General features: G+C 61.1%; 20 protein-coding genes and 1 pseudogene. 13 read left to right on the top strand and 8 right to left on the bottom strand.

Going from position 1 to position 25,357, the window contains the following annotated elements:
* The first annotated feature begins 234 nt into the window (after positions 1–234).
* From IFT76_RS18890 to IFT76_RS18875, 4 genes are read left to right on the top strand one after another with little or no spacing between them, the layout of a single operon-like run.
* Entirely contained in the window at positions 235–900 is a 666-nt protein-coding gene (locus tag IFT76_RS18890; protein WP_185793142.1) for an amino acid ABC transporter permease, read from the top strand.
* Entirely contained in the window at positions 881–1,540 is a 660-nt protein-coding gene (locus IFT76_RS18885; RefSeq protein ID WP_192059790.1) for an amino acid ABC transporter permease, read from the top strand. Before IFT76_RS18890 ends, IFT76_RS18885 begins: the two co-directional genes overlap by 20 nt.
* Positions 1,537–2,298: an amino acid ABC transporter ATP-binding protein gene (locus IFT76_RS18880; RefSeq protein ID WP_122797098.1), complete on the top strand. Its 762-nt coding sequence runs from the start codon at positions 1,537–1,539 to the stop codon at positions 2,296–2,298. Before IFT76_RS18885 ends, IFT76_RS18880 begins: the two co-directional genes overlap by 4 nt.
* Positions 2,295–3,170 (top strand): transporter substrate-binding domain-containing protein, encoded by an 876-nt coding sequence (locus IFT76_RS18875; RefSeq protein ID WP_122477588.1) that lies wholly within the window; start codon positions 2,295–2,297, stop codon positions 3,168–3,170. The genes IFT76_RS18880 and IFT76_RS18875 overlap by 4 nt, the downstream gene beginning before the upstream one ends.
* A gap of 19 nt (positions 3,171–3,189) precedes the next feature.
* Here IFT76_RS18875 and IFT76_RS18870 read toward each other — a convergent pair whose 3' ends face one another.
* The 4 genes from IFT76_RS18870 to IFT76_RS18855 form a co-directional block, all read right to left on the bottom strand.
* Positions 3,190–3,408: a hypothetical protein gene (locus IFT76_RS18870; protein ID WP_185793144.1), complete on the bottom strand. Its 219-nt coding sequence runs from the start codon at positions 3,406–3,408 to the stop codon at positions 3,190–3,192.
* Positions 3,409–3,523: 115 nt separating this feature from the next.
* Positions 3,524–5,767, bottom strand: coding sequence for a putative bifunctional diguanylate cyclase/phosphodiesterase (locus IFT76_RS18865; RefSeq protein WP_192059788.1), 2,244 nt, complete (start codon positions 5,765–5,767; stop codon positions 3,524–3,526).
* A gap of 214 nt (positions 5,768–5,981) precedes the next feature.
* Positions 5,982–7,187, bottom strand: a complete 1,206-nt coding sequence (locus IFT76_RS18860) for a DUF1624 domain-containing protein (protein WP_446731109.1) — start codon at positions 7,185–7,187, stop codon at positions 5,982–5,984.
* 228 nt (positions 7,188–7,415) lie between these two features.
* Positions 7,416–8,108, bottom strand: a complete 693-nt coding sequence (locus tag IFT76_RS18855) for a type 1 glutamine amidotransferase domain-containing protein (protein ID WP_192059784.1) — start codon at positions 8,106–8,108, stop codon at positions 7,416–7,418.
* A 214-nt stretch (positions 8,109–8,322) separates the two neighbouring features.
* Between IFT76_RS18855 and IFT76_RS18850 the strand changes: the two genes are divergently transcribed.
* Positions 8,323–8,559 carry a hypothetical protein gene (locus IFT76_RS18850; RefSeq protein WP_192059782.1) on the top strand — a complete coding sequence of 79 codons (237 nt, stop codon included), beginning with the start codon at positions 8,323–8,325 and terminating at the stop codon, positions 8,557–8,559.
* Here the strand turns inward: IFT76_RS18850 and IFT76_RS18845 are convergent.
* The gene (locus tag IFT76_RS18845) at positions 8,556–9,674 is read right to left on the bottom strand and encodes an HPP family protein (protein ID WP_342365587.1); all 1,119 of its coding nucleotides are present in this window, start codon (positions 9,672–9,674) and stop codon (positions 8,556–8,558) included. The genes IFT76_RS18850 and IFT76_RS18845 overlap by 4 nt on opposite strands.
* Positions 9,675–9,676: 2 nt before the next feature.
* On the bottom strand, positions 9,677–11,674 hold the full coding sequence (locus IFT76_RS18840; RefSeq protein ID WP_192059778.1) for a peptidase U32 family protein: 1,998 nt from the start codon (positions 11,672–11,674) through the stop codon (positions 9,677–9,679).
* Positions 11,675–11,869: 195 nt separating this feature from the next.
* On the opposite strand from IFT76_RS18840, the gene IFT76_RS18835 reads away from it, so the two are divergent.
* On the top strand, positions 11,870–12,295 hold the full coding sequence (locus IFT76_RS18835) for a DNA methylase (protein ID WP_122477603.1): 426 nt from the start codon (positions 11,870–11,872) through the stop codon (positions 12,293–12,295).
* Complete coding sequence (locus IFT76_RS18830; RefSeq protein WP_192059777.1) at positions 12,292–13,035, top strand: DUF72 domain-containing protein; 744 nt, start codon at positions 12,292–12,294, stop codon at positions 13,033–13,035. Before IFT76_RS18835 ends, IFT76_RS18830 begins: the two co-directional genes overlap by 4 nt.
* An 89-nt stretch (positions 13,036–13,124) precedes the next feature.
* On the opposite strand, the gene IFT76_RS18825 is transcribed toward IFT76_RS18830, so the two are convergent.
* Complete coding sequence (locus IFT76_RS18825) at positions 13,125–14,279, bottom strand: MalY/PatB family protein (RefSeq protein ID WP_192059775.1); 1,155 nt, start codon at positions 14,277–14,279, stop codon at positions 13,125–13,127.
* Positions 14,280–14,493: 214 nt separating this feature from the next.
* Here IFT76_RS18825 and IFT76_RS18820 point away from each other — a divergent pair, with 214 nt between their 5' ends.
* The 4 genes and pseudogenes from IFT76_RS18820 (at position 14,494) to IFT76_RS18805 (ending at position 19,084) form a co-directional block, all read left to right on the top strand.
* Positions 14,494–15,522 carry a hypothetical protein gene (locus IFT76_RS18820; RefSeq protein WP_122715619.1) on the top strand — a complete coding sequence of 343 codons (1,029 nt, stop codon included), beginning with the start codon at positions 14,494–14,496 and terminating at the stop codon, positions 15,520–15,522.
* A 270-nt stretch (positions 15,523–15,792) separates the two neighbouring features.
* A complete protein-coding gene (locus IFT76_RS18815; RefSeq protein ID WP_192059773.1) occupies positions 15,793–17,892 on the top strand; it encodes a TonB-dependent receptor family protein in 2,100 nt (699 codons plus the stop codon).
* 94 nt (positions 17,893–17,986) lie between these two features.
* Positions 17,987–18,484, top strand: a pseudogene (locus IFT76_RS18810) (GNAT family N-acetyltransferase); the annotation flags it as partial.
* Between the two features lie 72 nt (positions 18,485–18,556).
* Complete coding sequence (locus tag IFT76_RS18805) at positions 18,557–19,084, top strand: GNAT family N-acetyltransferase (RefSeq protein WP_240998783.1); 528 nt, start codon at positions 18,557–18,559, stop codon at positions 19,082–19,084.
* Between the two features lie 111 nt (positions 19,085–19,195).
* Here the strand turns inward: IFT76_RS18805 and IFT76_RS18800 are convergent, their stop codons facing one another.
* Complete coding sequence (locus IFT76_RS18800) at positions 19,196–19,870, bottom strand: MgtC/SapB family protein (RefSeq protein WP_043190299.1); 675 nt, start codon at positions 19,868–19,870, stop codon at positions 19,196–19,198.
* A 599-nt stretch (positions 19,871–20,469) separates the two neighbouring features.
* On the opposite strand from IFT76_RS18800, the gene IFT76_RS18795 reads away from it, so the two are divergent.
* Positions 20,470–22,665: a TonB-dependent receptor family protein gene (locus IFT76_RS18795; protein ID WP_192059771.1), complete on the top strand. Its 2,196-nt coding sequence runs from the start codon at positions 20,470–20,472 to the stop codon at positions 22,663–22,665.
* Between the two features lie 536 nt (positions 22,666–23,201).
* Positions 23,202–25,349, top strand: a complete 2,148-nt coding sequence (locus tag IFT76_RS18790) for a TonB-dependent receptor family protein (RefSeq protein ID WP_244647979.1) — start codon at positions 23,202–23,204, stop codon at positions 25,347–25,349.
* The last annotated feature ends 8 nt before the right edge of the window (positions 25,350–25,357 follow it).

The raw sequence follows: 25,357 nt of genomic DNA, 5'->3' as shown, positions 1-25,357 counted from the left end.
ACCCGAGGGCAGGGCGCCTCGCATTGCCCTCTTTCACTGTCACTACAAGCGCTAGTGGCGATCATGACTGTCAAGTCCGCCACGCAAGAGGGGCCTGACGATCACTGTCTAAGCTTATGTTTATTCAGTATTAATTGGATTGAAAACGGTCGATTACACTCAGCGACCGCAAGCCAGACGCAGGCGCTTTCCGATGTTCGCTTTATCTATTTCAACACGTCTGGAGGTCAACCGATGACCTTCGACTACGCGTTCGCGTTGTCCACGCTTCCCGCTTTTGCGCGCGCCGTGGGGGTCACTTTGCAAGTCGGCTTGATCGCCATCCTGAGCTCACTTGCCGTCGCGGTGCTCAACGCGGCCATCGCCACGTTTCGGGTCCCGGTGCTGCATCGGCTCGTGCCGCTATACGTCGAGCTTGCGCGGAATACACCGCTGCTGATTCAGCTGTTCTTCATCTACTTCGCCTTACCCGCTCTGGGCGTGCGGATTTCCGGTTTCGCGGCGGCGGTCATTGCCATGACGTTCATGGGAGGTGCGTACCTGACCGAAATACTGCGCGCGGGCATCGAAGCGGTGCCCAAGTCGCAGATCGAGTCTGGCCTGTCCATCGGTCTGTCGCGCTGGCAGCTGTTGCGCCAGGTAGTGCTGCCCCAGGCAGGCATTCTCAGCTTGCCTGCGCTGTTCGCCAACTTCGTGTTCCTGCTCAAGGAGACCACGGTGGTGTCGGCCGTTGCCGTGCCGGAAATTCTCTACACCACCAAGAGTTACATCGCTCTGTATTACAAGACCTACGAGATGCTGGCAGTGATGACCGGGTTGTGCGTGCTGTTGTTCTTGCCGCTGTCGTTGCTGCTGGGCCTGCTGGAAAGGAGGCTCCAACATGGCCAGTTCGGGTCTTGAGCTGCTCTGGGTATCGGTACCTCAACTGCTGACCGGGGCCGGTCGCACCTTGGGTATTTCCGCGCTTGCGATCCTGTTCAGCAGTGTCGGCGGCCTGTTCTATGGCGTGCTGCGCAGCCTGGGCAAGCGCTGGCTGGACGTGCCGCTGAGGGGCTACCTGGAGCTGTTTCGCGCCATTCCGGTACTGGTCTGGTTGTACCTGTTCTTCTTTGGCCTGCCAATCTTCTTCGGCGTCAGCCTGCCTGCGTTCTGGTGCGCGGTGCTGGTGTTGTCGCTGTGGGGCGCCAGCGAGATTGGCGAAGTCGTGCGTGGCGCGCTGCGCTCCATACCCCGCGGGCAGCGCGAGGCAGGACTGGCCATCGGCCTGGGCCTGGGCCAGTTGTACGGTCGGGTATTGCTGCCCCAGGCGCTCAAGCGCCTCACGCCGCCGGTCATCAACGTCTGCACCCGTTTGCTCAAAACCAGTTCGCTGGCGGTGCTGATCGGCGTTGTCGACATCACCAAGGTGGGCCAGCAGATCATCGAGCGCACCTACGAGTCGGTGCTGATCTACGGCTTCCTGTTTGTCTTCTTTTTTATCGTCTGCTATCCGCTGTCGGCCGCTTCCCGCGTGCTTGAACGGCGCTGGAATCACGCATGAGCGCATTGATCGAACTCGCAAGCTTCAGCAAGAAATTCGCCGATACACCGGTGCTGACTGACATCGATCTGCGGGTGACCGAAGGCGAGGTGGTGGTGATCCTGGGCCCCAGCGGCTGCGGCAAGAGCACCTTGCTGCGCTGCCTGAACGGCCTGGAACTGGGCCACAGCGGTACCTTCACTTTCGATGGGCAGTTGCTGCCTGCCAATGCCGACTGGCGCCGCGTGCGTCAGCAGATCGGCATGGTGTTTCAGAGCTATCACCTGTTTCCTCACATGACCGTGCTGCAGAACGTGCTGCTGGGGCCGCTGCAAGTGCAGAAGCGCGATGCCCGGGAAGCGCGGCAGCAGGCCGAGGCGCTGCTGGCTCGGGTTGGCCTGGCCGAACGCGCCAACGCCTACCCCCGCGAGCTGTCGGGCGGCCAGCAGCAACGGATCGCCATTGTGCGGGCACTGTGCATGAACCCCAAGGTCATGCTGTTCGACGAAGTCACCGCTGCGCTGGATCCGGAAATGGTCAAGGAAGTCCTCGAGGTGATCCTCGATCTGGCGCAGGGCGGCATGACCATGCTCATCGTTACCCACGAAATGGCCTTCGCCCGCGCGGTGGCCGACCGCATTCTGTTCATGGACCGCGGCCGTATCGCGGAACAGAACGATCCCGAAACCTTCTTCAGCGCCCCGCAGACCGCACGCGCGCAGCAGTTCCTGGAAAGGTTTTCCTACGTAGAAAACATGCCGAAAAGGAAAGCATCGTGAACTTCAAAACTGCCCTGGTTCTACCCGTACTCGCTCTTGGATTGCTGGCCGGTTGCGATAAACCGGCCGAACCCAAGGCCGCCACCCCAGCCGCGACGGCGAAACCTGCCACCAGCTACCTGGAAACCATCAAGGCCCGCGACAAGCTGATCGTCGGGGTGTTCAGCGACAAACCGCCCTTTGGTTTCGTCAATGAGCAGGGCGAATACGTCGGGTTCGACACCGACCTGGGCAAGCGCTTCGCCAAGGACCTGCTGGGTGACGAGAAGAAAATCGAGTTCGTCAGCGTCGAGCCGGCCAGCCGCATCCCGTTTCTGCAGAGCGACAAGGTCGACCTGATCCTGGCCAACATGACCGTGACACCCGAGCGTAGCCAGGCGGTGGACTTCACCAACCCGAACCTGCGTGTCGCCGTGCAGGCGTTGGTGGCGGACGGCAGCAGCGTACAGAAGCTCGATGACCTGGCCGACAAGACCACCATCGTCACCACCGGCACCACGGCCGATCTGTGGTTGACCAAGAATCACCCTGACTGGAAGCTGCTCAAGTTCGAAAAGAACTCCGAATCACTGCAAGCCCTGGCCAGCGGCCGCGGCGACGCCTATGCCCAGGACAACCTCGTGCTGTTCAACTGGGCCAAACAGAACCCCGGTTACCGCGTACTCGCCCAGAAGCTGGGCGATGAGGCGCCTATCGCACCGGCCGTGAAGAAAGGCAACACCGAGCTGCGCGATTGGGTGAACGACGAATTGGCCAAGCTGGGTGAAGAGAAAGCCCTGCTCAAGCTTTATGACCAGTACGTGCGCAAGGACTTGCCAGCGGACACCGACCCTAATCTGGTCATCGTGGAGGGAGGTCGCTGGAAGCCGTGAAGGCGGCCGATCTTGCGGATCAGTTCTGCCCAAGCTTGAGATGGAAATTCTTCATGAAATTCCACGAATAAGAGGGCGGCGGAGAATAGCAGCCAGGTTGATTGGCGGGCGTGGCGTCACAGCGCACCGTGTAGCCCTTGCTGCCGATCTCGCGACCGCCTTCGCCGGTGCCTTGGTCGCTGTAGGAGGCACAGCCGCTCAGTACGCTCAGGATCAATAGTGCAGACAGTGTTTTCATTCCAGACTCCTTCCGTAGAGCGCGCAGCTTAGCCTCGATCCGTTTTCAAAAGCTATCCACCTGCGAACATGCCTCCACCGCCGCGCGCCTGATGTGATCAGGCGCGCGGTAGCTTTCAGGTATCGTTGCGCGCTGCCATCAGCTGCCGCATTTCCTCGCCGCGCAGCGGCGGGCTGAGCAGGTAGCCCTGGACGAACGGGCAGCCCAATGCCTGCAGCCGGTCCAACTGGTCCTGGGTTTCCACGCCTTCGGCGACGATGTCGACATCCAGGGCGCTGCCCAGCGACAGGATGCTGGTGACGATGGCGATGGTGCGTCTGTGGGTCATCATGCGCGTGACGAACGAGCGGTCGATCTTGATCGAGTCGATCGGGTAGCGGTCAATGTAGCCCAGCGAGCTGTAGCCGGTACCGAAGTCATCCAACGCGATGTGTACGCCCAGCTCGCGCAGGTCGGCGAGGGCGATCGCCACGGTTTCCGGTTCGTTGAGGAAGACCGATTCAGTGATTTCGATCTGCAGGTTGTGGGCGCTGAAGGAGGTGTCCTTCAGTATTTCCGCGACCTTTGCCACGAACCCGACATGGTTGAGCTCGGCACCCGAGACGTTGACGTTGAGCTTCAGTGTGCAGGCCGCATTGGCGTTCCAGCGCTTGAGCTCGGCACAGGCGGTCTGCATGACCCAGCGGCCCATTTCATGAATGATGCCGATGTCTTCCGCCACTGCGATGAACACGTCGGGCGGCACGTTGCCGAGCACGGGGTGCTGCCAGCGGACCAGCGCTTCCACGCCTTCGATGCGGCGCGAGCGGGCGGCAAAAATTGGCTGGTAGACCAGGTAGAACTCTTCTCGCGCCAAGGCGTGCTTGAGCGCGTTGCGCATCAGCAGCAAATCGACCGCCGCCTGGCGCATGGACAGGTCGAACAGGGTCCATTTGCCTTGGCCTTGTTTCTTTGCCGCGTACATGGCGACGTCGGCATCGCGGACAAGGTCTTCGGCGCTGGTGTGCGCGGCATCGAGTTTGACGATGCCGACGCTGCAGGAGGTGAAGATCGCCTGGCCCTCGACGTCGACGGCGACGCCGAGCGCCTGGATGACCCGTTGCGCGGTATCGATGGCAGCGTGCTTGGAGCCATTGCCGGTGTGGAGGATGGCGAACTCGTCACCGCCGATGCGCGCCAGCACGGCGTTGCCGTTCAGGCAGGACTCCAGCCGCTGCGCCACGATCTGCAGGAGGATGTCACCGGCACGGTGGCCCATGCCGTCGTTGATGTATTTGAAGCGATCCAGGTCCATGTACAGCACTGCCGCTTCGCGCTCGGCATGGTCAAGGTTGAACACTTCCTGAATCTTGGCCATGAAGTAGGCGCGGTTCTTCAGCCGGGTCAGGTCGTCGTGGAAGGCGGCGTAGGTCAGCTCTTCCTGGATTCGTTCACGCTCCACCAGGCGCGAGCGCAGCGCTACCTGTTCCTCGCGGTCGATCTGCGCCTGCTTGAGGCTTTCTTCGGCTTCCTTGCGCTCGGTGATGTCACGCTGCACGGACACCCAATGGGTGAACCAGCCTTTTTCGTTGGCCACCGGCACGATGCTCAGCTGCACCCAGAAGCGGGTACCGTCACGGCGCGTGTTGATCAGTTCGACTTCGATCGGCTGCCACGTGGACAGGGCGCTGCGGATCTGATCCAGGGTGCCGCGATCGGTTTCCTCGCACTGCAGGATACGCGGCGTCTTGCCGACGATTTCTTTCAGGCTGAACCCGGTGGTGGCCAGGAAGGCCGGGTTGCAGTAGACGATCCGCGGGCCGGGCTGGTCGATCGGCTCGGCCTCGGTGATCAGGATCGCATCTTTGGCATGAACGACCACCGATTCGAGCAGGCGCAGACGCTCGATCACTCCGGCAGGACCGGTACTGGCGGCCACCGGCAGGGACGGCGCCGAGTGGTAGAGAGCAACGGAGTGAGTCTTGAGTGCGTAGATCTGGGCGGCGCTGAGCAACTTGAACGGTGGCGTCAGCGCCAGCAGAACGATGCCGACGAGCGCGTCGCTGTGGTCTTTGACGGCGATGCACACGCGGTAGGTGTCCGCCAGCGAACCGAGAAAATCCGGGATCGAATGGATGAAAGGCGAGCCGTCGCCGATGTCGACCACGTCGCCGTAGGACATCAGCATGCGCAGCCAGGACTCGGTGGCGGCATCGACCGGCACTTCGCGCGTCGTGCCGCAGGCGGCAGTCACGTGCCAGGCGCCGGGTGCGCCTTCGATGAGCAGGGCGCCGCAACAGTGTGTGATGGCCGCTGCCGCCTGAACCAGACCTTGAAGAGCGGTGTGCTTTGAATCTTTTTCAGGGACAGCTGCGAGCATGTGAAGGACCCAGACAAGGACGAGAAACGGCGACCTCCTGTCACTCGATGTCATTTTGACATCATTGTGATAGTGATACCACGCCTTCCCGTCGGACTGCTCCAGAGTCGTTAAAGTGCATCCATGCGTTCAAATATCGGCGCAAGAGAGCAGGGTGGCGATCAGCGGTCGTCTACCCGGTTCAAGCGGTAACGCAGGCGCGACTCGAACGCGCTCAGAAGTACTTCAGCCAGCCGATGTCGCGCCGACGCTGTTTGAGCTGCGCGAACCAACGAGTGGGAAAGTACAGGGCAATGGCCAGCACCGCAGTCCACAGCCAGATTCCGCCCAAGCTGTCGAAACCGTAGTACTTGCCATGGTTCAAACCCCAGATCTGCACGGCGAGCAGGTACATCGCCTTGAGCACCAGCAGGTGCAGTACGTAGAAAAACATTGGTGCGCCACCGTAGCGCGACAGCACCTTGAGCACTTGTCGGCCTTCGAGGCGCTGGAACAATGCAAGCAGCAGCAAGCCTGCGCCCATGGTCGGCATCAGGTACAGCAGCGACGGCGGGTATTTGGTCAGTGACATGAAGCTCATGAAGGTACGCACGTTGTCGTCCAGCACGCTCCAGGGTTTTTCGCCGTAGCCATTGAGATAGCGAATGGCGATGAAGCCCAGGATCAGGCCAATCCCCCAATTGAGTAGCAGGCGCTGGCGTCGTGCCGGGTCGGCGCCGCGGGCGAACCAAGGGCCGGTGCAATAGCCCAGGGCGATCAGGCCGATCCACGGAAGGATGGGGTAGGTGGTGCGGGCGCGAGTGTATTCGGTGATTTCCAGAAAAGCGCGCTGGTGCAGGATCGACCAGATCTCGAAGAATGGTGAGTCGGCGGTCAGGACGATGCCGTCCAGCAGATTGTGCCCGGCGACGATGACCGCGCCCACGATCGCCAGGGCGGTGCGCGGCATGTGAATGAGTGCCGCCAGTGCGATCATGCTCAGGCCGATGGCCCAGATCACTTGCAGCCACAGGGTGGTCGGAACCAGTGTCGCGTTCCATGCAAAGTTGACCAGGGTGAGTTCGAGGAAAACCAGGAACAGGCCGCGTTTCAACAGGAAAATCGACACTTCCCGAGGGCTGTGAGACTGCCCGTACAGCCAGGCAGAGAGGCCGGTGAGGAAGACGAACACAGGCGCGCAGACCATGCTGCTGATACGGGTGAAGAACAACTCGGGCGGGGTATTCAGCGGATCCATGGGGTCGCTGACTTGCACGTGGAGGAAGAAGGTTTCCCGGACATGGTCGACGAGCATGAAAAGCATGACCAGTCCACGCAATGCGTCGATCGCGAGCATGCGGGTGCGTGACACCGCCTGGGTCGAGGCAGTGGAAAGCGAGCCGGGGAAGGGTGGTGAAGCGGCGGCATCGGCCATGGGCATGCATCCAAAAATAAATCGGGATGCTAATGTTACGATATAACGTGAGGATTGGAAATCGTTATGGCATGACGCGTCTAACCGCCCCAGCTGCAAGTAAGGCGCAGCGGTGCGTTAGATAGACCGTATAAAGCTTCGCGGGCAGAGCCCGCTCCCACAGGGGATCAGCTCATGTGCGGGAGCGGGCTCTGCCCGCGAAAGTGGTGGCGCAGGGTATCAGGCAGATACCAATCAGGCGCTTTCTTCCTGTTGCAGGCGCTTGATCAGCGCCTGTGCGGCGGCTTCGGAAGACGCAGGGTTCTGGCCAGTGATCAGGTGACCGTCTTCGACCACATAGCTGCCCCAGTCCGGCCCTTTGGAGTACGCGCCGCCATTGGCCTTGAGCATGTCTTCGACCAGGAACGGCACCACATCCGTCAGCCCGACCGCCTCTTCCTCGGAGTTGGTGAAGCCGGTGACCTTCTTGCCCTTGACGATGGAATCGCCGTCCGGCGACTTGACGTTCTTGAACACCCCAGGTGCATGGCACACAGCTGCAACGGGTTTGTTGGCGGCGTAGAAGGCTTCGATGATGGTCTTCGAGTCGGTGTCTTCGGCCAGGTCCCACAGTGGCCCGTGGCCGCCTGGGTAGAACACGGCATCGAAGTCGTACGGGTCAGCCTCGCCAAGGGGAAAGGTATCCGCCAGGACTTTTTGAGCCTGCGTATCCTGAGCGAAGCGGCGGGTGGCGTCGGTCTGCGCATCCGGCTCGTCGCTCTTGGGGTCCAGCGGTGGCTGGCCACCCTTGGGCGAGACCAGGGTCACTTCGGCGCCTGCATCGACGAAGGCATAGTAGGGTGCGGCGAATTCTTCCAGCCAGAAGCCGGTTTTCTTGCCGGTATCGCCCAGTTGATCGTGGGACGTCAGAACCATCAAGATCTTCATGCAAACTTCTCCAGCAGGTATAGGGACGCAACGCATGGCATTGCCCGGTTCTGTTTTCTGAAAGCACTTGGCCGCAGACGTTCAAGACAATCCGCGTCTGGTACGCTTTGGGTCGGATGGAACGCTGGCGCATCACCCCAGTCATTTCCTTCAGGACCGACCCTTTGCGGCCTTCCAGAACGGGCTCGCGCCCACCATCGAGAGGATTTGGCCAATGGCAACTGCAACCGTGCGATACCTGTTCAACGGCGCCCCGCGCAGCTGGACCCCACCGGACGAGGTCGAGCAGAGTCTTCACAGCATCGTGATGCATCTGTTGCAATTGCATTTCGGCGACGGCGAAAACAGCCTGGTGATGCCCACTGCAGAGGACACCGACGAGCAGGTTCTCGAGCAGGCGGCGCGGATGGGGCTGACCGACATCGAAGTGGTCGAAGGCGCCGAGCGCTAGGCTCTCACGGCCCGGTACAGAGCGCGGATCAGATCGGATTGGGTGATGATGCCGACCAGATGGCGTTCGCTGTCGATGATGGGGATATGTCGATGGCCATTTTCCGAGAACACCGGCACCAACTCGGTCAGCAGCCGGTCCGCGCTGGCAACGCGTACTGACCGCGTCATGATCTGCCCGACGATGTTCGTCGTCGGCTGGTTCCGGCGGGGCCGCAGGAGGGCACGCAGGTGCCAGGCCACGCCGTCATGGGCATCCAGATCCAGTTGTTGCATGAAATCGGCCACTGTGACAATGCCCACCAGATGACGCTGTCGGTCGATGACCGGCAGTGCCTTGATCTTGTGTTTGCGCATCAGCGCCCAGGCATCGCGCAGCGGCATTTCCTGGCGTGCGGTGATCGGTTCGCGACTCATGACTTCGGCGCAGCGCAGCTCACCCATGTTGCGCTGGTACGCCGACGCCTCGGCGTGCTCGAGCAGTGCCTGCAGATCGTTGCGATCGACGTCCAGCACCTGATTGTAGTGCACCAGCGCGGCGTCCAGGTCGGCATGGCTGAAACGGCTGGGGCTGGACGGCGTGCTGGTGGCGGGTACATGGGGCCATGGCCGACGCGTCAGGTTGTTGTAGATCAGCCCGGCGGCGACCAGCAGCAACGAATCGATCAGCACCGGATTCACCGCGTAGGTGAACTGCTCGCAGCCCATCACCACCATAAGCAGCGCCGCCGCGCCGCCGGGTGGATGCAGGCAGCGGGCCGCGAGCATCAGTGCGATCGCCAGGCCAACTGCAAGGGCCGCAGCGAACGTGGGATCGGGGATCCACTTGACGCAAGCAATGCCCACCAGCGCGCTCAGGGTGTTGCCGCCCGCCACCGACCAAGGCTGGGCCAGGGGGCTTGCGGGAAGGGCAAACACCAGCACCGCGCTGGCGCCGATGGGCGCCACGATGGCCAGGCCCAACGCGCCATGTTCGGCAGCCCAGTGTCCTTGCAGGCCCAGCGCCGCTACGGTGCAGACCACCAGCACGCCTAGTGCCGCGCCAATGCAGGCGCGCCATTTTTCTCGAGCGTTGATCGGCTGGCGGCTGGGCCAGAGTGCGCGCAGTCGAAGCACTGTCAATGCGGGGCGCGGCGGATGGTCTTCATCAAGTCCTGCGGGCTGATCTGACCGACCACATGGACTCCGCTACCCGGCAACGGCAGGTCGAGGATATGCCCCTTCATCTTGCCGATCACGTGCATCTCGCACGGCTTGCAGTCGAACTTGAGCGTCAACACTTCATCGCCGTGAATCAACTGCATGGGCGCGACCTTGGTTTTCACACCTGTCACCCCCTTGGCCTGTTTGGGGCACAGGTTGAAGGAGAAGCGCAGGCAGTGCTTGGTGATCATCACCGGCACTTCGCCCAGCTCTTCATGGGCCTCGTACGCGGCATCGATCAGCTCGACCCCGTGCCGAAGGTAGAAGTCGCGGGCCTTCTGGTTGTACACGTTGGCCAGGAACGACAGGTGCGATTCCGGATAAACCGGCGGCGGTGTCGTTTCGGCCTTGCGGCTGCCACGAGGATGGGCCTGGACACGCGCGGCCGTCAGCGCCTCGATGGCCTCGCGGCGCAACGCCTTGAGCTGCGAGTTGGGAATGAAGAACGCCTGCGGCGCATCCAGTTCGATGGCCGTCGCATGGTACTGGGTGGTGCCCAGTTGACCCAGCAGGTCATGCAACTGCTCCAGGGCCTGCTCAGGTTTGTTGGCCGGGCCGAACGGGCCTTCCAGCGTGACGTCCACGCGCACGCCTTCCTCGCTGGTGGCAGTCAGTTGCAGGCGCTGCTCGGTCAGCTGTGCGAGCCAGGCCAGGCCTACGCGCCGCTCGGCGGACGTCTTCTGCAGTGCCTGCTGCCAGTTGTGGTCCAGGTTACGGTTGAGCGGGTGGTTGAGCCGTAGCTGAAACAGACCTGCAGGCATCTCGTTAGGCTCGACCCGATAGCGGTAGCGCTTTTGGCCGTCTTCCTCGAATTCGCCCTTGAGCTCGGCGATGTTGGCGCGAAAACCCACGACTTCGCGCTTGACCAGCACGTTCAGACCATCGCCGTTGGACAGTGGCTGCTCGCTGACCACCAGCATGTCGCGCTTGCCGACTTTCTCCACCAGCCCCACCGGCAGGCCGGTGAAGGTCGGCGAGTCGAACGCGCCGATGTCGATCTTGCGTTCGCTGACGAAATAATCGGTGCTGCCGCGGTGAAAAGTCTTGTCCGGGTCTGGTACGAAAAAGTGTGCAGTGCGGCCGCTGGAGGCGCGTGCCAGGTCCGGGCGGTCTTCCAATACGTCGTCGAGGCGCTGGCGGTAGTAGGCAGTGATGTTCTTCACATAGCCCATGTCCTTGTAGCGGCCCTCGATCTTGAACGAACGCACGCCGGCTTCGACCAGCGCACGAATGTTGGCGCTCTGGTTGTTGTCTTTCATCGACAGCAGGTGTTTTTCATAAGCCACCACGCGACCCTGGTCATCCTTGAGGGTGTAGGGCAGGCGGCAGGCCTGGGAGCAGTCGCCACGGTTGGCGCTGCGTCCGGTGTGGGCATGGGAGATGTTGCATTGACCAGAGAAGGCCACGCACAGGGCACCGTGGATGAAGAACTCGATAGCCGCGTCGGTTTCCGCGGCAATCGCGCGGATCTCGCTCAGGTCCAGTTCGCGCGCCAGCACCAGTTGGGAGAACCCGGCCTGGTCGAGAAACTTGGCCCGAGCCAGGGTGCGGATGTCGGTCTGGGTGCTGGCGTGCAGTTCGATCGGTGGAATGTCCAGTTCCATGACGCCCAGGTCCTGCACGATCAAGGCGTCCACCCCGGCGTCGTACAGCTGGTGGATCAGCTTGCGCGCCGGCTCCAGTTCGTTGTCGTGCAGGATGGTGTTGAGCGTGGTGAACACTCGCGCGTGATAGCGGCGAGCGAAGGTCACCAACTCGGCGATGTCGCTCAGCTCGTTGCTGGCGTTGTGACGCGCGCCGAAGCTGGGGCCGCCTATGTAGATGGCATCGGCGCCGTGCAGGATGGCTTCGCGGGCGATGGCGACGTCGCGTGCAGGGCTGAGCAGTTCGAGGTGGTGCTTGGGCAGGGACATGTTTTTCTGGTCTGAGTCATCACGGTCAAGGCCGCCATTGTAGCGGCGAATGAGCGGGACGGCACGGTCCGCGCGTCGCGGCGCCGTTCGCGGGCGCTGGCTGGGGTCGACTGGCATGCAGGCGGATCGAACCTGTCGGCCGTGGCCAGCGTCTACCTAACCTTACCTGCATGACGCCGATGGGGGACCCAGCCGATGAGCAAGCACGTTACCGCCCATGAACTGGGTATCGACATCAACGAGCAACACGGCCTGTTCAAATGGTTGTTGGCCAGCTTTCTGATGGGCAAGCGGATCCAGGCGGACATTGCCGTGGAGGCCTATCGGGTGCTGGTCGACAAACATAACCGCGACACGCCCCGCAAGCTGAGCAATTGCACGCACCGCGAATTGGTGGCCATGCTGGGCGAGGCGCATTACGTGCGCTATGACGAAAGTACCGCAACGCGCTTGAGCGCCTTGGCGAAAAAACTGCAAGCCGAGTATGACGGTACGATCGGTGGGATGCGCGCAGCAAGCACGGATCGCCGTGACTTCGAACGCAAGCTGGAAGCGTTCGAGGGTGTCGGGCCCAAAACCGTCGAGATTTTCATGCGCGAGGCGGGCGGGGTGCTGTTTTGAACAGTCACTCCATACGGGTGGGCTGCGCGGGCTGGAGCCTGTCACGCGAACATGCCGAGCGCTTCGCGGCTGACGGTACCCATCTGCAGCGCTACGCGTCGAAGTTGAGCTGTGTCGAGATCAACAGCTCGTTCTACCGTCCGCACCGGCCGCAGACTTATGCGCGATGGGCGGCTTCGGTGCCCGATGATTTCAGTTTCTCGGTCAAGGTACCCAAACAGATCACTCATGTTCAGCGGCTTGAAGAGTGCGCTGTGGCCTTGGACGAATTCCAGGCGCAGTGCGGACAGCTTGGCGACAAGCTCGGTTGCCTGCTGGTGCAGTTGCCGCCTTCGCTGGTGTTCGACGCTCAGGTTGCCGAGGACTTTTTCAGTTGCCTGCGCGAGCGATTTGTCGGGCCGGTGGTGGTCGAGCCTCGTCACCCTTCCTGGGTCGAGGCCGAGCCGCTGCTGCAGGCACAGCGCATTGCGCAGGCGGCTGTCGATCCTTCCCGTATAGCCACCGATCCCACCCCCGGTGGCTGGCGTGGCTTCCGATATTGGCGGCTGCATGGCTCGCCGCGCATCTACCACGACGCGTACGACGCCGAGTATCTCTCACGCTTGCGCGTGACTCTGGCTGAGGCCGCCGCAGACGCCGAGGTCTGGTGTGTGTTCGACAACACCGCCTCGGGCGCCGCGCTCGCCAATGCATTGGATATGCGGTATCCGCCCCGGCGGTGCTGCGGTGTGTCTGGGTAAACGCGTTGAAGCCGGACGCGGCTCGCGCCGCTGCTACANGCGGTGTGTCTGGGTGAACGCGTCGAGGCCGGACGCGGCTCGCGCCGCTGCTACAGGGAGCGGTTTTGCAGGCTGCGTTCGATGCGGGCGAGGCCTTCGGTCAGCAGCGAGCGCGGGCAGCCGAAATTGAGCCGTACGAACTGTTCCAGGCCTGCACCGAAATCCGTGCCGGCGCTCAACCCCACGCGCGCCTGCTGAAGGAAAAAGCGCTGCGGGTTTTCCAGGCCCAGGGCCGAGCAGTCCAGCCAGGCCAGGTAGGTACTTTGCGGCGCATGGACGACGATGCCCGGCAGGCGCGCGCGAATCGTTTCCAGCAGATAGTCGCGGTTACCCTGCAGGTAGATTTTCAACTGCTGCAGCCACTCGCCTGGCTGCGCATACGCGGCGTGGGTAGCCTCCATGCCCAGCGGGTTGACGCTGTCAACCATGCCCACCCGCGCAGCATCGAAGCGCGCGCGCAGTTCAGCATTCTGAATCACTGCGAAGGCCGTCTTCAACCCGGCCACGTTGTAGGTCTTGCTGGCTGACATGAGGGTGATGGTGCGCTGGGCGACCTCAGGCGACAGTGAGGCAATCGGGACATGACGGCGGCCGTCGAACTGCAGGTCGGCATGGATCTCGTCGCTGATGATCAGCACATCCTGCGCTACACAGGTGTCGGCGATAGCCTGGAGTTCGTCGCGCGAATAAGTCTTGCCCAGCGGATTGTGTGGATTGCTGAGAATGAACGCTGCGCTGTCGCCCAGCGCCTGGTGCAGGCGGTGTGGGTCGCACGACCATTCACCTTGCGCATCGGCGGTCAGCGGGACTTCGATGCTGTGCATCTTCCAGTGCCCGGCCGCCTCGCGCAGCGGCGGGTAGTTTGGCGTATGCACCACCACGCCGGCGCCTTCGGCCACCAGACCATGCAGGGCCATGTTGACCCCTGGCACCACGCCGGGCAGGACCACGATGTCCTGCGTCTGCACCTGCCAGTCATAGTGGTCTTGCAGATAATCGACCAGCACCTGACGCAGCGCTTCGGACGGCATGCTGTAACCCAGGACAGGGTGCGCCAGCCGCGCCTGCAGCCGTTCGATGACTGCCGGTGGCGCAGCGAAATCCATGTCGGCCACCCACATGGGCAGTACGTCTTCCGGGTAGCGGCTCCATTTGGTGCTGCTGGTGCCAGTGCGGTCGAACAGCGTGTCCAGGTCTGTGCTCATCATGTGCTCGGGGCTGCAATACGTGAAAATTGAAGGGCTTGTGGCGGCATAGTACTCAGCGCAAAGGTGGCAGGCTACCGATGGCGGAGGATATGGCACATTCGTACGTAAAAAGATATTCAGGGTTTTTTTCAAACTTTTTCACTTGCGCCTGGGTCATTGCAGTAAGCGGGTGCTCGTACCCGCTCTGCCATTGACCCCAAGGACTACCATCATGATCCGCGATGACCGTATCGCTCCAGACGGCTACACCACCCCGGTCTACCATGACCACGCCACGACCGCGCCGTTGCTCAAGCGAATTTCGTGGAGTGCCATTCTGGCCGGTGTGGTACTGGCCATGGTTGTTTCGCTGTTGTTGAATCTGCTGGGCACGGCCATCGGTACGGCCACCATCGATCCGATGCAGGAAGCCAATCCGCTGTCCGGGATCGGTACCGGTGCCGGCATCTGGGTGGTTGTCAGCGCCGTCATTTCGCTGTTCGTAGGTGGTTGGGCTGCAGGTCGTCTGGCACAGCGCGAAGGCGCGTTCCACGGTCTGCTGGTATGGGCAAGTGTTTCGCTGATCACCGTCTACCTGGTGTCCAGTGCAGTCACCGGCGTGGTCCGTGGCGGCCTGAACCTGGCCGGCAGCGGCATGTCGGCACTGGGCAGCGGTATCGCCCAGGTGGCTCCAGCACTGGGCGACAAGATCCAGGATCAGCTGCGCGCACAGGGCATCGACTTCAATCTGGACGATATCCAGGGTGAAATCGAGTTGGCCATGCGTCAGACCGGCAAAGCCGAGCTGAACCCGGACAACGTCAAGCAGGAAGCTCAGGCTACTCAGCAGGATGCTCAGAACACTGCCCAGCGTAGCGCCGAGAATCCGCAGCAAGCCGACAACCAGTTGGGTGGTCTGATGGATCGCATCAAGGCCAAGGGTGACCAGGCTTGGGATGCTGCCGACCGTCAAGCACTGGTCAACCTGATCAAGGCTCGTGGTAACAAGACCGACGCTGAAGCCAACCAGATCGTCGATCAGGCTCAGGCCAGCTACCGTCAGGCCTATGCCAAGTATCAAGAGCTGAAAGCTCAAGCCGAGCAGAAAGCCCGTGAAGCTGCCGAAGTGGCCGCCAAGCGTGTTTCGCAAGGCGCCTGGATCCTGCTGATCACCTTGGTGATCTCGGGTCTGGTATCGGCCGGTGCCGGTGTACTGGGTCGTCGCACTCAGCCACCTGCCAAGGTTGTTGCTGCGGTCTAATCAACCGCCCGCAATACCAAGGTTATAGAAAAGCCCGCGCTGACTTGGTCAGCGCGGGCTTTTACATTTTCATATCGTTGCAAGACTGCAACCAACTGTTCGCCTATAAACACCTTGGCGACAAGTTGCATCACATTGCAGCGCCAAAGCTGCCTGTATCCCCAGTGTTCCGCTCATCCAAGTTGGCACGATAGCTGCTGAAGCCCCCTGCGAGCGCGACTATACGAATAGAGGCTCCTTCTCTTTTCGTAGCGTTCAGGAGCTTCATTCATGGGTTCAACATCGGGCCGCAAGCCCAGTGGTTCATATCGTGCTTTTGTATCGAGCAGCGTGGCATTGTTCACCGCCACCAGTTTGGGTCTGGCCCACGCGGAGGATACGCAGCTGTCCACGGTGGTGGTGACGGGCGCGGCGCGCAGCGAGGCGCAAAAGGCCAAGGTCGAACTGGACAAGACTCCCGGTACCACCGCAGTCGTCGACATGAAAGAGGTCGAGAAAGGCCGTGCCTCCAATGCCGAAGACGTACTTGCGCTACAACCGGGGGTGTTCGCGCAGGCCACCAGCGGCACCGGTGCCAACAAGATTTCGATCCGCGGTTCGGGTTTGAATACCTTCTATCAAGGCTATGCCCTGGGCATCAAATTCCTCTACGACGGACTGCCGATCACCGGACCGGGCGGGACTCAGGAAGACCTGCTGAACATGGCCGCAGTCGATCACACCGAAGTGCTGTACGGCGCCAACGCCTTCAAGCACACGGCGCTGTCGCTGGGTGGCGCGATCAACTTCGTCAGCCGCACCGGACGCACGTCCCCAGGCAACTACGCACGGTTCGAAGTCGGCAGTTTCGGCTACCGCAAACAGCAACTGAGCACCGGTGGCGTGGTAGGCGATAGCGATTACTACGTGAGCGTGCTGCACAACGAACGCGACGGCTATCAGGACAACACGGCCAACAAGGGCCGCGACCTGATCGCCAACTTCGGCCATGTGTTCAGCCCCAAACTGGAAACGCGTTTCTTCCTGCGCTACCGCGAAGAACAGCTCACCAATGGCAACACCCTGACCCGAGCCCAGCTCAAGCACGATCCGCGCAGCAATGACGTCCCCACTGGTCGCAAGAAGGATGGCACCACCTTGCTGGGCAGCAACACCACCTACAGGTTCGACGACGACTCGACCCTGGAAGTGGGCCTGGGTTACAACGACTACCCGTTGCTCAACGGCTGGCGGTATTCGGTCTCGCCGCAGGACTGGCGCTCGAAGGACACCAGCGTAGTGCTGCGCTATCGCCGCGCCCATGATGAGCTGTTCGGCCTGCCCAGCGACAGCAGCATCACCTTCAGCAATACCCTGGCCTACCTGGGCGATGTCAAATCCCACAGCCGCAGCACCGGGCAACTGTTGCAGTACACAAAGTACACCGGCTCGCGCGACAGCGTGCTGGCGCTGGGCAACGAGTTGCAGCTCAACGACAGAACCTGGCTGTCCACGGGGCTTTCGTTCATCAACATCAAGCGCAAGGCCGAGATCGAATACACCACCGGGGTGAACACCAGCGAGTTTCCCGATGGCGTGAACTACTCCGAATGGGACACCGCGCCGCGGCTGGGGCTGCGGTATGAACTGACTCCAGACATCCAGCTGTTCGGCAACGTCAGCCGCTCCATCGACCCGCCCGTGACCTGGCAGCTGGGCAGCACCGGCTCGCCGTTCATACGCGACGTCAAACCACAGAAGGCCACCACGGCCGAGCTGGGCGTGCGTGCCAGTGCCGGGATTTTCGATGGCAGCCTGACCTTCTATCGCTCCTGGATCGATGACGAGATTCTGTCCGTGGTGGTGCGTCAGGCCTCGGCCAATCAAGACCAACTGGTGGCTTCGTCCAACGCCAGCCCAACCATTCACCAAGGCGTCGAGGCGGGCTTGAATGCACTGCTGTGGGAAGGCGACAACGGCGATACGCTGAACCTGCGCCAAGCCTACACCTTCAACGATTTCTACTATCGCCACGACAACACCTTCGGCGGCAACGAGCTGCCCAGCCTGCCACGCCACGTGTACCAGGCCGAGCTTCAGTACCAACAGGCCGGAGGCTTTTACGCCCAGCTCAACCTGCGTTCGGCCTCCAGTTACTTCGTCGACTACGCCAACAGTTTCAGCGCACCGTCCTACACCATTCTGGGCGCCCGCGTAGGCTTCGAAGCCCCGAGCAGACGCTGGGACGTGTTCCTGGACATGCGCAACCTGACCGACGAACGCTACGCCACCGCGGCCAACACCACCTACGACGCCCGCGGGCAGGATTCTGCCAACTTCTACCCGGGGGATGCGTTCAATGTCACCACTGGCGTTGCGTTTCGGTTTTGATTGACCGATTCTGCATGGCGCATCGGGCGCCGAATGGCTTTGGTGCACCACTCACACGGACGTTACGCGGACCGATCCAGGACGAGGCGATCACATGCAGGAAACGGAATTCAAAGCGTTTGAACTACAAAGCGGGCAGGGCAAGGTTCAGTTCATGGATGTGCAGACGCCGCTGCTGACGCCTCGTCTTGAAATAGTCGCCCCGAATGTTGCCCTGGCACAGCTCTTGGCGGATGCCTTGAACGCGAGTTACGAAACCCATCGTCTGTTTCTGGTTTGGAGCCGGCCCCGCTGGGAGCTGACCGATACGCTGGACACCCTGCAGCGAGCGCAGAGCGATTTCGTCCGCCACGATGCGGAGAAAAAGTTCTTCCTGCTGACTCGCGAGCACCCGCAGCAACTGGTGGGGTGTATCGGCTTCACCCCCAAGGCCGATGGCTCCCACGAAATAGGCTACTGGGCGGACCAATCGTTGCAGGGCCGGGGTTTGATGCGCGAAGCATTGACGGCACTGATTGCCCAGTTGCCTGGAACACGTGTGTACCTGACGACGTCTTCAGCCAACGCCGCCAGCCGCCGGCTCGCGGAGTCGGCCGGGTTTCGCCTGGTTCGCACCCTGGTCGGTGATCGTCGATCGGATGTCTTCGGGGTGTGTGACACGCTGGTGTTCAACTGGCCCGTAGTGCGGCCTGCAGCATTCGAAGATGCGGCGCAGATCGCCGATGTGCATATCCGCAGTTGGCAGCAGGCGTATCGTAGTTTGATGGATCAAGCTTATCTGCACGGACTGGACCAGACCTTGCTGCAGAGACAGGCAAACTGGGAACAGAGCATCACGGGGCACGATTCGCAAGTGCAGGTCGCCTCGTTGGCGGACGCTGTCGTTGGCTGGATATCGTTCGGGCCCAGCCGCGACCACGATGCAGACCCTCAACAGGTAGGCGAAGTGATGGCCTTGTATGTGCTCGCCGAGCATTGGGGCTCAGGAGTGGGGCGGCGGTTATGGCTGGCAGCCCTGGCCTGGCTGGCCGAGCAGGGCTATGAAAAAGTCACGCTGTGGGTACTGGTCGAAAACGTACGGGCGATCAGGTTTTATCAAGCTGCTGGACTTGCAGAGGAGCCGGAAACACGACGAACGCTCGAACGCGGCGGGACGAAATTGCAAGAAGTCCGGTACAGCGGCCGTCTTTGACTGAGCGAGGTAGGTTTCATGCAGTTGTATGTCGTTCGTCATGGCGAAACATAGGCCAATGCCGAGCATCGGTATGGAGTACACGCCGTTGCAACTTGACGACCAGGAACATCACTGGCTGGAAGCATCCTCCTGAACCCCATCAATGGTCAGCAGTTGCTCCAGTATCTGCTTGGCCTGCGCGCCTGAAGTGCGTTTGAGTTCGATGGTGATGCTGTCGGTGTCGTCACGGTTGCCTTTTTCGACGATGAACTGCCTGACCTTGCCCGCGCGGTTGCCCATCACCTCGTTGACCTTTTTCAGGGACAGGGTCTGCGATGGCGCGATGAGTTTAATGACGTGGACTTGCACGCGGTTGCGGTAGACCCGTTCCATGGGTTTTATGGCGATCAGGATCACCAGAATGATAAAGGTGGCGGCGGTGCTGACCACGTACAGCCCACCGCCTACCGACAGGCCGATGGCGGCGACCGTCCAGAGGCTGGCCGCCGTGGTGAGTCCGCGAATCACTTCGCCGCGCAGCAGGATCGAGCCGGCGCCCAGGAAACCGATACCTGAAACCACCTGCGCCGCCACCCGCGAGGGGTCGAGTTCGGTGTGCGCCATGGCCAGGGCATCCTGAAAGCCGAACGACGATACGATCATGAGCAGGCACGAGCCCACGCACACCAGCATGTGAGTACGCAGGCCTGCGGCCCACAGCAGCCGCTCGCGTTCGAGTCCGATCAGGCTGCCGAGCAGAGCAGCCAACAGCAGGCGGATACACATTTCCCAATCGGTGAGCATGGTTGACCTCCTTGATAAGGGTGAAGCCCGCCGTCGATGGCGTCGGGTTCCAAATTGACGATAGGCATGCTGACGACTCCAGGCGCTTATTGTTCACGATAAATAGGTGAAGAATTCTTCGCGGACGATGATCACGCCCACGGATGAGTGCGATTGTATTTTTTTTGTAGGAGCGGTCCCCGGCCGCGAAAGGATCGCTGCGGTGTGTCAGGTAAGTTGCGGTAAAGCCTTCGCGGCTGATGACCGCTCCCACGGATGAGTACGATTGTATTTTTTGTAGGAGCGGTCCGCGGCCGCGAAAGGATCGCTGCGGTGTGTCAGGCAAGTTGCGGTAAAGCCTTCGCGGCCGATGACCGCTCCCACGGATGATTGATATCAGGTGTTTGTTGACAGGGCTGTAGTGAAGTTTCAAGTGTTCGAATCGAGGCAGTCGTTCATCACCAAGTGTGTGCTGGCGGCCACTTGGCCGCTCTAATGTACGGTTTTAACGAGTTTCAGCCGCCCAATAGCTGGCACGCTCTCTGCTATCACCCTGTTGCCAATAAATAAGCACCGGCTTTTTTCAGGGCGGTGTTATATGAGTCAAGCAGGAGCAGGGAATGAACGGGGAAGTCATTGCAACAACCACGGCACGCAGTCGCTTGCCGTCGGCGCTGGGCGCTGGGGCGACATTGCTGTTTATCGGCCAACTGCATGCCGCACCAGTCAGCGAATCGGCCGAGCAGAAGCCGACCAGTCAACTCAGTACCGTAGTTGTTCAGGGTGCCAGACTGGACGAGAACCAACGCGCCGAAACGGCTTTGAAGGAAGTGGCAGGCGGGGTCAACTATGTCGATTCCGCGACCGTTGAAAAGGGGCGCGTGTCGACCAGTACCGATATCTTCGCGCTGCAGCCCGGTGTAATCGCCACCCAGGGCGGCGGCAGCAACGACGGCACACGGATCTCCATTCGTGGGTCGGGTATCAACAAGGGCGTGGGTTATTTCCGCGCCGGCATCTTCTACCTGTTCGACGGCCTGCCGGTGTCCGGGCCCGGCGGTACCCCCTACGAACTGTTCGAGCCGCTGGGCCTGAGTCATACCGAAGTGCTGCGCGGCGGCAATGCTTTCGATATCGGCTCGTTGTATCTGGGGGGTGCAATCAACTACGTGACCAAGACCGGCTACAATTCCGCGCCCTTGCAAGTGCGCTATGAGGCCGGTAGTTACGGCTATCAAAAACGTCAGATCAGTTCGGGGCAAGTGCTGGGTCCGCTCGACTATTACGTCAGCCTCACCGACTCGGCGTCGGACGGCTTTCAGGATCAGACCCAAGGCAAGAGCGCCGGTTTTGTCGGCAATGTCGGCTATCAGTTTTCGCCGCAGTTGAAATCCCGTCTGTACTATCGCTACCGAACCACCGACAACGAGACGCCGGGTTATATCACTCGCGCGCAACTCAAGGACGATCCCGAGCAGGCCAACCCGGCCAGTGTGAACGTGCGCGCCCATCGCAAACAGCCAGGCTCGACCTGGGTAGCGAGCAAGACCCAGTACACCTTCGATGACGATTCCAACCTGGAAGTGGGGCTGGTCTATCACGACTACCCGATCGACGCGCGACAGGGTGTCAATCGCACGGCCTGGGGCTTCAGCGATTACTCCGTCAGTTTGAAATACGACCGCCTGGATACCCTGTTCGGCAAGAACAGCATCACCCGGTTCAACGTGCTGCGGACCGAGCATTTGAATGCTTACGCCAAGACCAAGGTGCGGATTCCTTCCGGTATCACCGCCAACCTGCCGTCCGGGGCATTGGTGCGCAAGGCTGAGTACGAAGGCTCCGATACCGTGTTGAGCGCCAGCAACGAAACCGAGTGGATCGACAACACATTGTGGTTGAGTGCAGGACTTTCCGCCGTGGAGTTCCAGCGCAAGGCCAAGGTGTCGTATCCGGTGGGTGGCGAGGCCGACAACCCCTACAACCCCATCGAAAAGAACGACTGGGAGTTTGCGCCCAGGCTGGGGGTGCGTTATCAGATCAACCCCAACTGGCAGCTGTTCGGTAACCTCAGTCGCACGGTCGAGGCGCAGCAGTCGTGGGCTTATGTATCCGGTGCGCAGGTGTTCACTTCGGGGCCGGCCACCGGGCTCAATTCCGGTGGGCAGAAGCTCGAACCGCAGATCGCCGATACGTTGGAGTTCGGTACCCGTGGGCAGTTGGGCAACAACACTTGGGACCTGACGTTCTATCGCTCCCATGTGCAGGATGAACTGCTCTCGGTGATCATCAGGGAGGCGACTTCCAGCGCCGATGCACTGACCTCCGAATACAACGCCAGCAAGACCATTCATCAGGGTGTGGAGCTGGGTCTGGATTCTCTGCTGTACCAGAACGACGGCGATGCGTTGCACCTGCGTCAGTCCTATACCTACAGCGACTTCTTCTATCGCGACGACGAGCAGTTCGGCAGCAATCGGTTGCCGGGTATTCCCAAGCACAACTATCAGGCTGAACTGCGTTATGACTTCAGCAATGGCGTGTATGTGGGGGTGAACACCTACTACGCTTCCAAGACGCCGATGGACTTTGCCAATACCAAGGATGCCGGCTCCTACAATCTGTGGGGCGCGATCCTGGGATGGGACTCGCCGAAGAAGGATTGGAATGTCTATCTGGACCTGCGCAACCTGACGGACGAGAAGTATGCCGCGTCCATCAGTCCGGCGTTCAATGCCGGCGGCAATGATGTGCGGGCAATCATCCCAGGGGATGGGTTCGGCGCATATGCCGGGGTGCAGTACAGTTTCCGGTGACTCAATGCCTGCGCAGGAGCGGTCGTCGGCCGCGAAAAGGGCGCTGCGGTGTGTCAGGCATACCGAATCGCGCCCTTCGCGGCCACGGACCGCTCCTACAGGGTCATTTGCCTATCGTGGTAGGAGCGGTCGTCGGCCGCGAAAAGGGCGCTGCGGTGTGTCAGGCATACCGAATCGCGCCCTTCGCGGCCACGGACCGCTCCTACAGGGTCATTTGCCCATCGTGGTAGGAGCGGTCGTCGGCCGCGAAAAGGGCGCTGCGGTGTGTCTGGTGTGTTGGGGGACATTCTTCTCGGGCAGAGCCCGCTCCCACAACGATGATAAGTGTTGCTGGAACAGCAGTCATTAAGCAGTTGCGGCCATTTCAAACATCCAGCCGCTACCTGATATCAATGAAATTCCCTGTTCAGGGCACTTGGCGATTGGCACGAACACTGCAATCTACAACGTTATCGATGACGTCGCAGACCTCATCACTCGAGTCCGACTATACCAATAGAAGCTCGCCTTATATTCATTGGGTGGGAGCAACACATTTGAAGTTACATGCCTATACGCCGTCGTTGAACAGTCGGCGCAGTACCGCCTATCGCTATACCGAATTCGCTTCAGGCCTGAGTGCCTGCCTGTTGTTCACTGTCGCTCCTGCCTTCGCCGATACACCAGAGCAACGCTTGCAAACGGTCACTGTGCAGGCCGCCAAGGCGACACCGGTCGAGCAATCCCGTGCGCAGCTCAAGGAAGTGCCCGGGGGCACCAGCCTGGTCGAACAGGCCGAGGTCGACAAAGGGCGCTCCGCCAGCCTCGAAGACACCCTGGCTTACCAGCCAGGGGTGTACGCGCAGTCGGCCGGTGGCAACGACGCGGTCAAGATTTCCATCCGCGGCTCCGGCGCCAATGCATCACCGGGCTACTTCCGCGAGGGCACCAAGTTCCTCTTCGACGGATTGGCATTGACCGGCGCCGGCGGTACGCCGTACGAGCTGCTGGACGGGCAGGGCTTGCAGTACACCGAGATCCTGCGTGGCGCCAATGCCTTCGAGTACGGCGCCTTGTCTCTGGGTGGCGGCATCAATTTCATCACCCATACCGGCTACAGCGCGCCGGGCAGCCAGATCAAACTGGAAGGTGGCAGTTTCGGTTGGCAGAAACAGACCCTTCGCACCGGCGGTGTGGTCGGTGATGCAGACTATTTCGTCAGCGTCGACAACGCTCGACGCGATGGTTATCAGGATTACACCTTCAGCAAGTCCAAGGGAGTCGTGGGTAACTTCGGCTACCGGTTCAATCCGAAACTTCAGACGCGTCTGATCGTGCGCTACCGCGAGGAATTTCACGAGAACGCCGGTGCGCTGACGCGCGCCCAGCTCAAGCACGACAGCACCCAGACCAACGCGGCCACGCGCGCCAGCCGCGGCGACTCGACCAAACGCGGCTCTACCTGGGTAGCCAGCAAGACCACCTACACCTTCGACGACGACGCCACCCTGGAATTCGGCGTTGGGTACCACGACTATCCGCAGATCTTGAACCGTCGCAGCACGGTCAACCCCAACTACTGGGACTGGAGCGACATCAACGCATCGCTCAAATACACCCGCTACGACCAACTGTTCGGCCTCGACAGCACCACCACCCTGGGCTTCACCAGCACCGAGCACTTGAACGCAGGCGCCAAGACCTATCGCGGCGACAAGGACCTTGGGCTCCTGCAGAAAAACGTCAAGTACGACGGCTCCTTCGACCATGTGTTCACCGTCGGCAACGACCTGGGCCTGACCGATCGGTTGTACCTGACCACCGGCGTCTCGGCGATCCAGATCAAGCGCGACATCGACGTGTCTTTCAGCGATCGGCCCAACACCAGCGGCTTTCCCACGCGCTACGACTACGACGACTGGTCCCTGGCACCGCGTGCGGGGCTGCGTTTTGAACTGACCCCAAACTTGCAAGTGTTCGGCAACGTCAGCCGCTCCGTCGATCCGCCCAGTTCGTGGTCGATCTCCAACTCCGGGGTGACCAACAACTACATCAAGCCGCTGGTACCACAAACCGCGAACACCGTGGAATTCGGTGTCCGCGGCCAGTCCGAGCGTTTCGACGGCAGCCTGGTGCTGTACCGCTCCTGGGTCAAGAACGAGTTGCTGACCACCCAGATTGCCGCCGCCACCGGCAGCAGCGCGGCGATTGTCTCGACATCCAATGCCACCCCGACCATCCACCAAGGTATCGAAGCGGGCCTGACCACCAAGCTCTGGCAGGGCAGCAACGGTGATGTACTCAGCTGGCGCCAGGCCTACACCCTCAACGACTTTTACTACCGCCACGACCCTGAATTCAGCAAGAACGAGTTACCGGGCCTGCCCAAGCATATTTATCAGGCCGAACTGCAATACCAGTACGCCAATGGTTTCTACGCCGGCGTCAACGTGCGCTCCGCGTCCAGTACGGCGGTGGACTACGCCAACACGTTCAACGCACCGTCGTACACGATCTTCGGCGCACGGCTGGGATACGACGCGCCGAGCAAGAAGTGGCAGGCCTACGTGGACCTGAAAAACCTCGGCGACAAGGATTACGTGACCGCCATCGTACCGGGCTACAACGCTCAGGGGCAGGACACTGCAGCGCTGTATCCGGGGGACGGCTTCGGTGCGTTCACCGGCGTGACCTACAACTTCTGATGGCTGCC

It is taken from the genome of Pseudomonas sp. CFBP 13727, from assembly GCF_014841915.1.
Classification (GTDB): domain Bacteria; phylum Pseudomonadota; class Gammaproteobacteria; order Pseudomonadales; family Pseudomonadaceae; genus Aquipseudomonas; species Aquipseudomonas baltica.
The sequence above is the reverse complement of the archived record's forward strand: the minus strand, read 5'-3'. Positions and strand labels throughout refer to the sequence as shown.

Excerpts from the sequence above, each read along its gene's own strand:
- IFT76_RS18890 (WP_185793142.1), top strand. The coding sequence starts at position 235 with ATGACCTTCGACTACGCGTTCGCGTTGTCCACGCTTCCCGCTTTTGCG.
- IFT76_RS18885 (WP_192059790.1), top strand. The coding sequence starts at position 881 with ATGGCCAGTTCGGGTCTTGAGCTGCTCTGGGTATCGGTACCTCAACTG.
- IFT76_RS18880 (WP_122797098.1), top strand. The coding sequence starts at position 1,537 with ATGAGCGCATTGATCGAACTCGCAAGCTTCAGCAAGAAATTCGCCGAT.
- IFT76_RS18870 (WP_185793144.1), bottom strand. The coding sequence starts at position 3,408 with ATGAAAACACTGTCTGCACTATTGATCCTGAGCGTACTGAGCGGCTGT.
- IFT76_RS18865 (WP_192059788.1), bottom strand. The coding sequence starts at position 5,767 with ATGCTCGCAGCTGTCCCTGAAAAAGATTCAAAGCACACCGCTCTTCAA.
- IFT76_RS18860 (WP_446731109.1), bottom strand. The coding sequence starts at position 7,187 with ATGCCCATGGCCGATGCCGCCGCTTCACCACCCTTCCCCGGCTCGCTT.
- IFT76_RS18855 (WP_192059784.1), bottom strand. The coding sequence starts at position 8,108 with ATGAAGATCTTGATGGTTCTGACGTCCCACGATCAACTGGGCGATACC.
- IFT76_RS18850 (WP_192059782.1), top strand. The coding sequence starts at position 8,323 with ATGGCAACTGCAACCGTGCGATACCTGTTCAACGGCGCCCCGCGCAGC.
- IFT76_RS18840 (WP_192059778.1), bottom strand. The coding sequence starts at position 11,674 with ATGTCCCTGCCCAAGCACCACCTCGAACTGCTCAGCCCTGCACGCGAC.
- IFT76_RS18835 (WP_122477603.1), top strand. The coding sequence starts at position 11,870 with ATGAGCAAGCACGTTACCGCCCATGAACTGGGTATCGACATCAACGAG.
- IFT76_RS18825 (WP_192059775.1), bottom strand. The coding sequence starts at position 14,279 with ATGAGCACAGACCTGGACACGCTGTTCGACCGCACTGGCACCAGCAGC.
- IFT76_RS18820 (WP_122715619.1), top strand. The coding sequence starts at position 14,494 with ATGATCCGCGATGACCGTATCGCTCCAGACGGCTACACCACCCCGGTC.
- IFT76_RS18815 (WP_192059773.1), top strand. The coding sequence starts at position 15,793 with ATGGGTTCAACATCGGGCCGCAAGCCCAGTGGTTCATATCGTGCTTTT.
- IFT76_RS18800 (WP_043190299.1), bottom strand. The coding sequence starts at position 19,870 with ATGCTCACCGATTGGGAAATGTGTATCCGCCTGCTGTTGGCTGCTCTG.
- IFT76_RS18795 (WP_192059771.1), top strand. The coding sequence starts at position 20,470 with ATGAACGGGGAAGTCATTGCAACAACCACGGCACGCAGTCGCTTGCCG.